Annotated in this window: 8 protein-coding genes; 6 read left to right on the top strand and 2 right to left on the bottom strand. The window is 64.2% G+C overall.

What is annotated here, in order from left to right:
• Positions 1–31 precede the first annotated feature (31 nt).
• From pstC to ABSG20_RS01995, 6 genes are all read left to right on the top strand, one after another.
• Positions 32–1,033, top strand: a complete 1,002-nt coding sequence (pstC, locus tag ABSG20_RS02020) for a phosphate ABC transporter permease subunit PstC (protein ID WP_423862803.1) — start codon at positions 32–34, stop codon at positions 1,031–1,033.
• A 4-nt stretch (positions 1,034–1,037) separates the two neighbouring features.
• Positions 1,038–1,883 carry a phosphate ABC transporter permease PstA gene (gene pstA / locus ABSG20_RS02015; RefSeq protein WP_423862802.1) on the top strand — a complete coding sequence of 282 codons (846 nt, stop codon included), beginning with the start codon at positions 1,038–1,040 and terminating at the stop codon, positions 1,881–1,883.
• Entirely contained in the window at positions 1,880–2,698 is an 819-nt protein-coding gene (gene pstB, locus ABSG20_RS02010; RefSeq protein WP_423862801.1) for a phosphate ABC transporter ATP-binding protein PstB, read from the top strand. The genes pstA and pstB overlap by 4 nt, the downstream gene beginning before the upstream one ends.
• A 10-nt stretch (positions 2,699–2,708) precedes the next feature.
• Positions 2,709–3,425, top strand: coding sequence for a phosphate signaling complex protein PhoU (gene phoU / locus ABSG20_RS02005; protein ID WP_423862800.1), 717 nt, complete (start codon positions 2,709–2,711; stop codon positions 3,423–3,425).
• A gap of 49 nt (positions 3,426–3,474) precedes the next feature.
• Positions 3,475–4,176, top strand: coding sequence for a phosphate regulon transcriptional regulator PhoB (gene phoB, locus ABSG20_RS02000; RefSeq protein ID WP_423862799.1), 702 nt, complete (start codon positions 3,475–3,477; stop codon positions 4,174–4,176).
• 81 nt (positions 4,177–4,257) lie between these two features.
• Positions 4,258–5,922 carry a tannase/feruloyl esterase family alpha/beta hydrolase gene (locus ABSG20_RS01995; protein ID WP_423862798.1) on the top strand — a complete coding sequence of 555 codons (1,665 nt, stop codon included), beginning with the start codon at positions 4,258–4,260 and terminating at the stop codon, positions 5,920–5,922.
• Positions 5,923–6,278: 356 nt separating this feature from the next.
• On the opposite strand, the gene ABSG20_RS01990 is transcribed toward ABSG20_RS01995, so the two are convergent.
• Positions 6,279–7,022 (bottom strand): ABC transporter ATP-binding protein, encoded by a 744-nt coding sequence (locus ABSG20_RS01990; RefSeq protein WP_423862797.1) that lies wholly within the window; start codon positions 7,020–7,022, stop codon positions 6,279–6,281.
• Complete coding sequence (locus ABSG20_RS01985) at positions 7,019–8,788, bottom strand: branched-chain amino acid ABC transporter ATP-binding protein/permease (RefSeq protein ID WP_423862796.1); 1,770 nt, start codon at positions 8,786–8,788, stop codon at positions 7,019–7,021. The genes ABSG20_RS01990 and ABSG20_RS01985 overlap by 4 nt, the downstream gene beginning before the upstream one ends.
• Position 8,789 lies beyond the last annotated feature (1 nt).

Genomic DNA, 8,789 nt, shown 5'->3' with positions numbered 1-8,789 from the left:
CTGATCCGTCGAGCCAGGATAGGGGATTGGCGTGGCAGACATGGCCGTTCAAAGCAGCGATGTAATGGAAGCCGCCGGTCCTTACGATCGCGCCCGGGCGATCAACGCTTTCAAACTCGGCGACGTCACGTTTTACTGGATCACCCGCGCCTGCGCGATCTCGGTCCTGCTTATTCTCAGCGGCATCATTCTGTCGCTGATTGCGGGGGCGTGGCCCGCGATCCGGGCCTTTGGAGTTTCCTTTCTGCTGACGGCGCGCTGGGCGCCGACGGCCGATCCGCCGGTGCTCGGCGCGCTCGGGCCGCTCTACGGCACGCTGGTGACCTCGGTGATCGCGATGATCATCGCCATTCCGGTGGGTCTCGGGATTGCGATCTTTCTCACCGAACTTTGTCCGCAATGGCTGCGGCGCCCGATCGGCATAGCGGTGGAACTGCTCGCCGGCATTCCCTCGATCATCTACGGCATGTGGGGCTTCTTCGTGCTCGGCCCGTTCCTGGCCAATTACTTTCAGCCCTTCCTGATCGATAGCTTCGCCAACGTTCCGGTGCTCGGCACGATTTTCGCGGGACCGCCATCCTATCTCAGCCTGTTCAATGCCGCGCTGATCCTCGCCATCATGGTGCTGCCCTTCATTACCGCGATTTCGGTTGACGTGTTCAAGACCGTGCCGCCGGTTCTGAAAGAGGCCGCCTACGGTGTCGGATGCACCACCTGGGAGGTGGTGCGCAACGTCGTGATTCCGTATACAAGGGTCGGCGTCATCGGCGGCATCATGCTGGCGCTCGGCCGCGCGCTTGGCGAAACCATGGCGGTAACCTTCATCATCGGCAACGCGTACCGCATCACCGGTTCGGTGTTCTCTCCGGGCACCACGATCTCGGCGGCCATCGCCAGCGAGTTTGCCGAGAGCGATGGCCTGTATCAGTCGGGTCTGATCCTGCTTGGCTTGTTGCTGTTCGTGATGACGTTCTTCGTGCTGGCCGCGGCGCGACTGATGTTGATGCGGCTGGAACAGAAAGCCGGGAAATAGCTTCATGAATCCGATATACACGCGCCGCCGCCGCGTCGACATCATGATCCGGGCGCTCTGCTGCGCCGCGGCATTGTTCGGCGTCAGCTGGTTGGCGCTGATCCTGTTCACCCTGCTTTTCAACGGCGTTGCCGGACTGAACCTTGAGCTCTTCACCCAGAACACCCCGCCACCGGGATCGACCGAAGGCGGCTTGCTGAACGCCATTACCGGCTCGATCATCATGACCGTGATCGGCGTCGGCATCGGCGCGCCGCTTGGCATGTTCGCCGGGACCTATCTCGCCGAATATGGCAGGCACGATCGCCTGACCCCGGTGATCCGCTTCATCAACGACATCCTGCTGAGCGCGCCCTCCATCATCATCGGTCTGTTCATCTACGGCGCCATCGTGGTGCCGATGGGCGGGTTCTCCGCGCTGGCCGGCTCGCTGGCGCTGGCTGTGATCGTGATTCCCGTGGTGGTGCGCACCACCGAGGACATGCTGCTGCTGGTGCCCAACTCGCTGCGCGAGGCGGCATCGGCGCTCGGTCTGCCGCGCTCGCTGGTCATCAAGCGAATCGCCTACCGCGCGGCGCGCTCCGGCCTGATTACCGGCGTGCTGCTGGCCACCGCGCGGGTTGCCGGCGAGACCGCGCCGCTGCTGTTTACCGCGCTCAGCAACCAGTTCTTCAGCCTCGATCTGACCAAGACCATGGCCAACCTGCCGGTCACCATCAACAATTTCGTGCAAAGCCCCTACCCCTACTGGAAGCAGCTGGCCTGGAGCGGGGCCCTGCTCATCACCCTGACAGTACTCGCGCTGAACATCGGTGCGCGCATTCTTGGCGCCGAAAGGACCGCAAAATGAGTGAGCTTTCCGTGTCGATGGGCGGCGCGGGCGGACCCGCCGCCGAAGCATTGCCCGAGGCGGCGGCAAAGGTCACGGCGCGCAACCTGAATTTCTATTACGGCGACAACCAGGCGCTGAAGAACATCAATCTGACGCTGGGATCCCACCGCGTCACCTCCTTCATCGGGCCCTCCGGCTGCGGCAAGTCGACGCTGCTGCGTATCTTCAACCGGATGTACGACCTCTATCCGGGGCAGCGCGCCACCGGTCAGCTGATGCTCGATCACACCGACATTCTCGATCCCAAACTCGATCTCAATCTGCTGCGCGCCCGCGTCGGCATGGTGTTCCAGAAGCCGACGCCGTTTCCGATGACGATCTACGAGAACATCGCATTCGGCATCCGGCTCTACGAGAAGATTTCGCGCTCCGAGATGGACGGCCGGGTGGAAAAGGCGCTGCGCGGCGGCGCGCTGTGGAATGAGGTCAAGGACAAGCTCGGCGCCTCCGGCCTCAGCCTGTCCGGCGGCCAGCAGCAGCGGCTTTGCATCGCCCGCACGGTCGCGGTGCGGCCCGAAGTGATCCTGTTCGACGAGCCATGCTCGGCGCTCGATCCGATTTCGACCGCCAAGATCGAGGAACTGATCCAGGAACTGGCCGAGGACTATACCATCGCCATCGTCACCCACAACATGCAGCAGGCTGCGCGCGTCTCGGACAAGACCGCCTTCATGTATCTCGGCGAGCTCATCGAATTCGACAACACCAGCAAGATATTCACCTCGCCGAGCGATCGACGCACTCAGGACTACATTACCGGCCGGTTTGGCTGAGGAGAGAAACATGGCTTCCGATCACACCGCCAAGGCCTTCGACAGCGATCTGCAGGAATTGACCCGGCTGGTCGCGGAGATGGGCGGTCTTGCCGAACGCATGATTGTCGAGTCGGTCGATGCGCTGGTCCGCCGCGACGTCGCGCTCGGCCAGCGTGTCGTGGCCGCCGACGCCGACATCGACAAACTGCAGCGCGAGATCGAAGGGCGCGCCATATTGACCATCGCGCGGCGCCAGCCCATGGCGGTGGACCTGCGCGAAATCGTCGGCGCCATGCGGGTCGCCACCGATCTCGAGCGGATCGGGGATCTTGCCAAGAACATGGGCAAGCGGGTCGCGGCGCTGGAGAGCGATTTCCATCCGCTGAAGCTGATCCGCGGCCTCGAGCACATGACCGACCTGGTGCAGTCGCAGGTCAAATCCGTACTCGACGCCTACGCGGCGCACGATCTGCCGGCGGCGATGTCGGTGTGGAAAGGTGACGAGGAAGTTGACGCCATCTGCACCTCGCTGTTCCGCGAGCTTCTGACCTACATGATGGAAGATCCGCGCAACATCAGCTTCTGCATCCACCTGATGTTTTGCGCCAAGAACATCGAGCGGATCGGCGATCACGCCACCAACATCGCCGAGACCGTGTTCTACATGATCGAAGGCCAGCAGATCTCCGACAAGCGCCCGAAGGGCGACATGACGACATTCGCCACGACGGTACCTGGAAACTGAACTGTCCGCGTGAAGAAACGCATCAAAACAGCAGAGAAGGCAGCTTCAGATGAGCGCGCGCATTCTGGTGGTGGAAGACGAGGAAGCGTTGACAACGCTGCTGCGCTACAACCTCGATGCCGAAGGTTATGATGTCGAAACGGTCGCGCGCGGCGATGACGCCGACGCCAGGCTGAAGGAGGGCGTTCCTGATCTGATCGTGCTCGACTGGATGCTGCCGGGCCTGTCCGGGATCGAGCTGTGCCGCCGCCTGCGGGCGCGACCGGAGACCAAGTCGCTGCCGATCATCATGCTGACCGCGCGCGGTGAGGAAAGCGAGCGGGTCCGGGGTCTTGCCACCGGCGCCGACGATTACATCGTCAAGCCGTTCTCGGTGCCGGAGTTGCTGGCGCGGGTAAGGGGTCTGTTGCGCCGCACCAGCCCCGAGCGGCTCGCCACCGTGCTGGCCTATGGCGACATCGAGCTCGATCGGGAGAAGCGCCGCGTCGCGCGCTCCGGCCGTCCGATCGATCTCGGCCCGACCGAATACCGGCTGCTGGAGTTCTTTCTCGAGCATCCCGGCCGGGTGTTCAGCCGCGAGCAGTTGCTTGACAGCGTTTGGGGTCGCGATATCTATATCGATGAGCGTACCGTGGATGTGCATATCGGGCGGTTGCGCAAATTGCTCAACCCGGGCCGCGAACGGGATCCGATCCGCACCGTGCGCGGCGCCGGCTACGCGCTCGACGACCGCTTCGCCAAGGCGGAATAGTCACGGTTCGACCTGCAAGCGGTCGCGCTGAATGCGGGGGCGGTCGGCCTGAATGATTAACCAACTGACCGGGTGGAAACGATGGCGCGATTTCAGGCGAACTTGCGTGGGTGGCTCGCAGGCATGCTTGCGGGGCTGGCAACCATCGGTGCCGCGTCTGCAGCGACGATGATCGAAGATGCCGCTTCGGCCTGCGGCGGCCTCGCCGGGCCTTCCGACGCCGGGCGGATCGATTCCGCGACGCTGCAGGCGCCGTCGGAACTTGCGGTGTCTGACCGCGCGCCGACGCCGGCATCGCGCATCGTGCCGGCCAACCCGGCGTTCTGCAAGGTGCTCGGCCATATCGAGCCGACCGATCCCAAGGCGCCGCCGATCAGGTTTGAGGTCAACCTGCCGGTGCAGTGGAACGGCCGCTCCGTGCAATATGGCGGCGGCGGCTTCAACGGCACGCTCATCACCGGGCTCGGCCTGCCGCCGGCCTATCCCTTCGACAAGCCGTCGCCGCTCGCGCGCGGCTTCGTCACCTACGGCACGGATTCCGGCCACGAAAGCAAGCCCGGCGAGCCGCCGCAGCTCTTTGCGCTCAACGACGAGGCCTTCGAGAATTTCGCGCACCGTTCGTACAGGAAAGTGCGCGATGCCGCCGCAGCCTTGATGGTGCGCGCCTATGGCAAGCCGCCGGAGAAGATGTATTTCATGGGATCGTCCGAAGGCGGCCGCGAGGCGCTGACCATGGCGCAACGCTATCCGGATGATTTTGACGGCATCTTTGCGCGCGTGCCCGTCATCAACTGGGTTGGACTGCAGCATGCCGGCACGCGTTCGGGACTGGTGACGATGGGCGAGGGCTGGATCGGTCCGGCGCAGGTCAAGCTGGTCGCCGACGCCGTGCGGCAGGCCTGCGACAAGGCCGACGGCTCGGATGACCGGCTGGTTGAGAATCCCGTGGCCTGCAAGGCGACATTCAAGCCGGCTGCGCTGCGTTGCGACAGCAGCCAGAGCGGCGACCAGTGCCTGACGGAGGCGCAGATCAAGGCCATCGACACGCTGCATGCGGCCTATAAATTCCCGTTCCCGCTCGCCAACGGCCTCGATGACTATCCGGGTTGGGGCGTTTCAGGCGAAGACACGCCGGCTTCCGGACCGACCGGCGGATGGATGGCGTGGTGGCTGGGCACGGCGCCGCCAGCGTTGCCGCCGACACCCAACAACGGCATCGCCTGGGTCTACGGCGCCGGCGGCATTCAATATGTTTTCGCGCGCGATCCCAAGCTCGATGTCAGGAGCTACAGGCCTGAGCAATACAAGGCTCGGCTGCTCGAAGTCTCGCAGCTCATGGACTCGACCGATCCCGATCTCGGCCGTTTCCGCGCCCGGGGCGGCAAGCTGATCATGCTTGAACATATGGCCGACTATGCGCAGAGCCCCTATGCCGGCATCCGCTATTTCGAAAACGTCGAGCGCAGACTGGGCCAGGCGGAGACGGCGGCGTTCGCAAGGCTCTACACGGCGCCCGGCGTCGACCATGTCGGTTCCGGCGCGCCGGCCAATGTCGACATGCTCAGCGTGCTGGTCGATTGGGTCGAGAAGGGTGAGGCGCCGGGCGATCTCGAAGTCGTCGAGCAGAAGGTCGAAGCGCCTGCCTTTGCCGTCCTCCGTGCGCTGCCGCTGTGCCGATGGCCGGCCTGGCCGCATTACAAGGGCGGCGATGCCATGAGCGGGTCGAGCTTCGAATGCGCGAAATGATGCGGCCCGGGGTGGCGAGAATTCCTTTGTCGATGGTCACTTCGCCCAGCTTGACCCGAAGACCCAACGAGGCTGCGCAACAGACCGATGAGGCATGTTAGGATGAGGCATGTTAAGATAGTGGCTCCGATCGCCGGTTCATGACGAGCGTTGGGTAGAACCAAGCTCAAGTAGGGCCGATGAACGGCCTAAACGCCTTCGAGAGGCAAATCCCGCACGACCGGAGCCGTAGCGGTGGTAGCACAGAGCGTGGCTTTCGTCGAGTCACTCGCTTGGGTGTCTGCCGCCTTCTGTGCGAGCGGTCCGGCAATTTGACGACATTTGCGATCGCGCGCAGGCGACGGCTCAAACCTGGCTTAAACCGCGCTCGCACCTTCATGGGAAAGGCCGAGATAGCTCGCGGCGACGCGCTGGTTGGACGCAATATCCTTTGCCGCGCCGTCGAGGATGAATTCGCCGAGCTCCATGACATAGGCGCGGTCGGCGACCTGCAGCGCGGCTTGCGCATTCTGCTCGACCAGCAGCACCGAGACGCCGCTTGCGCGCAACTCGGAGATAATGCGGAAAATATCGGCGACGATGATCGGCGCCAGCCCGAGGCTCGGCTCGTCCAGCATCAAGAGCTTTGGCGCGCCCATCAGGGCGCGGCCCATCGCCAGCATTTGCTGTTCACCGCCCGACAGCGTTCCGGCCAGTTGCTTGCGCCGTTCCTTCAGCCGTGGAAACAGCGCGTAGACCCGCTCGATCGAGTACGCCGCGACCGCGCGCGCGACCCGGAAGGCGCCGAGCTGCAGATTGTCTTCGACATTCATCGAGCCGAACAGTTCGCGATGCTCCGGCACCAGGCTCAAGCCGGCCGCGACGCGGTCCTCGATCTCGAGCCGCGCCAGATCCTGGCCGGCAAAGGTCACGCGGCCCCTTAGCGGCAGTATCCCCATGATGGCGTTCAACAGCGTGGTCTTGCCGGCGCCGTTGGCGCCGATGATGGTGACGATCTCGTCTCTGGCGACCTCGATCGACACCGCACGGACGGCCTCGACCTTGCCGTAGGCGACATGCGCCGAGGTGACCCTCAACAGCACGCTGACGGCAGGATTCATGAAACGGCTCCGAGATAGGCCTTGATCACCTCGGGATTGCTCTTGATCGCTTGCGGCCTGCCTTCGGCGATCTTGGTGCCGAAGTCGAGCACCACGATGCGGTCGGCCAGATCCATCACAAATCCCATGTCGTGCTCGACCAGCAGCACCGACATGCCGCCATCGCGCAATGCGCGCAGCAGGGCGGCGAGCCGCTGCTTTTCCATATGCCGCAATCCCGCGGCCGGCTCGTCGAGCAGCAGCAGAATCGGATCGATGCACAGCGCGCGTGCAATCTCGACGATGCGCTGCTGGCCGAGCGACAGGCTCCCGGCCGGCTGGTCGATCTGTTCGGTGAGGCCGACGCGCTCGATCTGGCGCGCCGCTTCCGCCAGCAGTCTGGCTTCGTCGGCGCGGTCGAGGCGGAACATGCTGGATATGGCGCCGGCACTGCCGCGCAGATGCGCGCCGATCGCGACATTTTCCAGCACGCTCATGTCGGGCACCAGTTTGACATGCTGGAAGGTCCTGGCGATGCCGAGTTTTGCAACCTGCTGCGGCGGCGCACGGTCGATGCTCTTGCCCTGAACGGAGATGTTGCCGCCCGACGAGGCGAGCACGCCGGTGATCAGGTTGAAGGTCGTGCTTTTGCCGGCGCCGTTCGGGCCGATCAGCGCGACGATCTCGCGGGCCTGAACGTCGAACGAGACGTCGTTGACGGCGATCACGCCGCCAAACTGCTTGCGCGCATGTTCGATCTGCAGCAGCACGGTGGGAGTGTCTGCTGCTCTCGGGCGTGCCGGCAATTTCAAGGATATGTCGGGGCGTTTGCGATTCGGCTGCAACGGCACGCGCGCCATCAGCCAGGGCCAGACGCCGCCTGGCGCCAGTTGCAGCAGCACCACCAGCAGGATGCCGAACACGATGGTCTCGAGCTGACCCTGGCCGCCAAACACATAAGGCAAATAGCTTTGCAGGATTTCTTTCAAGATGACGACGATGGCGGCGCCGAGCACGCCGCCCCAGACATAGCCGGCGCCGCCGACCACCGCGATGAACAGATATTCGATGCCGGCCTGGGCGCCGAACGGCGTCGGATTGGCGGCGCGCTGGAAATGCGCGTAGAGCCAGCCGGACAGCCCGGCCAGGACCGCGGCATAGATGAAAACCAGGAGCTTGGCGCGGGGCGCGTGGACGCCAAAGGCTTCGGCCGCGATATGTCCGCGCCGCAGCGCGCGGATGGCGCGGCCGGTGCGCGAGTCCAGGAGGTTCGTGGTCAAAAGCGCCGAAAGCAGGACCGCGATCCAAATGGCGAAATAGATCGCACCGGGGTCGATCATGCGGAAAGACCCGATCGACAGCGGCGGGATCGCGGAGATGCCGTCGTTGCGACCGAGGAATTCGAGCTTGCTGAACAGATAAAACAGGCCGAGCCCCCAGGCGATGGTGCCGAGCGGCAGGTAGTGCCCGGACAACCGCACCGTGACCAGGCCGAGCGCGACCGCGGCGATGCCTGAGACCAGAAGCGAGAGCGGCAATGTCAGCCATGGCGAGATGCCGTAGGCCGTGGTCAGCACCGCCGTCGTATAGGCGCCAAAGCCGCAAAATGCGGCCTGGCCGAATGATGTCAGGCCGCCGACGCCGGTCAGCAGCACCAGTCCCATCGCCACCAGCGCGGCCAGACCGATATTGTCCATGAGCACGAGCCAGAACGGTGGCAGGCCCGGGATGAACGGGATCACTGCCATGATCAACGCGAACACGATGATGGGCAGACGCTGCGTCATC

Source organism: Bradyrhizobium sp., assembly GCF_049512235.1.
Taxonomy (GTDB): domain Bacteria; phylum Pseudomonadota; class Alphaproteobacteria; order Rhizobiales; family Xanthobacteraceae; genus Bradyrhizobium.
This window is presented reverse-complemented; position numbering and strand designations above follow the sequence as displayed.

Excerpts from the sequence above, each read along its gene's own strand:
- ABSG20_RS01995 (WP_423862798.1), top strand. The coding sequence starts at position 4,258 with ATGGCGCGATTTCAGGCGAACTTGCGTGGGTGGCTCGCAGGCATGCTT.
- phoB (WP_423862799.1), top strand. The coding sequence starts at position 3,475 with ATGAGCGCGCGCATTCTGGTGGTGGAAGACGAGGAAGCGTTGACAACG.
- phoU (WP_423862800.1), top strand. The coding sequence starts at position 2,709 with ATGGCTTCCGATCACACCGCCAAGGCCTTCGACAGCGATCTGCAGGAA.
- ABSG20_RS01985 (WP_423862796.1), bottom strand. The coding sequence starts at position 8,788 with ATGACGCAGCGTCTGCCCATCATCGTGTTCGCGTTGATCATGGCAGTG.
- ABSG20_RS01990 (WP_423862797.1), bottom strand. The coding sequence starts at position 7,022 with ATGAATCCTGCCGTCAGCGTGCTGTTGAGGGTCACCTCGGCGCATGTC.
- pstB (WP_423862801.1), top strand. The coding sequence starts at position 1,880 with ATGAGTGAGCTTTCCGTGTCGATGGGCGGCGCGGGCGGACCCGCCGCC.
- pstA (WP_423862802.1), top strand. The coding sequence starts at position 1,038 with ATGAATCCGATATACACGCGCCGCCGCCGCGTCGACATCATGATCCGG.